This is a genomic window from Phocaeicola intestinalis, assembly GCF_014837065.1.
GTDB lineage: Bacteria > Bacteroidota > Bacteroidia > Bacteroidales > Bacteroidaceae > Phocaeicola > Phocaeicola intestinalis.
The window spans coordinates 1-540 of the sequence record NZ_JACSPP010000158.1 but is presented as its reverse complement, the minus strand read 5'-3'; the positions used below and the strand labels follow the sequence as shown (position 1 = coordinate 540).

1 protein-coding gene and 1 pseudogene are annotated in these 540 nt (G+C 45.6%); both read right to left on the bottom strand.

The features are described from left to right. Nucleotides 1–190 (bottom strand): annotated as a pseudogene (locus H9625_RS17495) (hypothetical protein); the annotation flags it as partial. Continuing rightward, the coding region (locus H9625_RS17490) for a site-specific integrase (protein WP_191765611.1) at nt 187–540 on the bottom strand (354 nt) is incomplete at its 5' end. The pseudogene H9625_RS17495 and the gene H9625_RS17490, both read right to left, overlap by 4 nt.

Below are 540 nucleotides of genomic sequence, written 5' to 3'. Positions count from 1 at the left end.
TGATACGTTTTTCAGCTTCAAGAGGATTCAAAACTCCACACTTGTACACGGCACGAATGGCGGCACGGAGCGTCGGGGCGATTACCCCAAACAGCTCTACCAGCTCCATTTCATTCATCCATATATTACCTGTATCAGATGGTATGGTAATTCTACCATAGCTGTCCGTTGTGATTATTTCCCGTTTCATATCCCTGCCATTTTCACGTTCCCGAATGATTTGCTCAGCTTGTCGCCCAGCATCGTGAGATCATTATCCAATTTCTGTACGGTTATCTTCGCATAGATTTGCGTGGTCTCAATGTTCGTATGCCCCAAAATACGGCTGACGCTCTCGATTGGCATCCCTTTGCTGAGAGCCAGGGTCGCAAACCCGTGCCTGGAGCAGTGAAAGCTGATTTTCTTGGTAATACCGCATTCCTTTATCATCTTTCCCATACGCTTGCATATTGACCAATAGTTGAGATTGGGAAATACAAGATTGTTTTCCTGAAAAGCCTTGTAACGCTCGATTATCTGCAAGGGAATATCCAGCAGCTT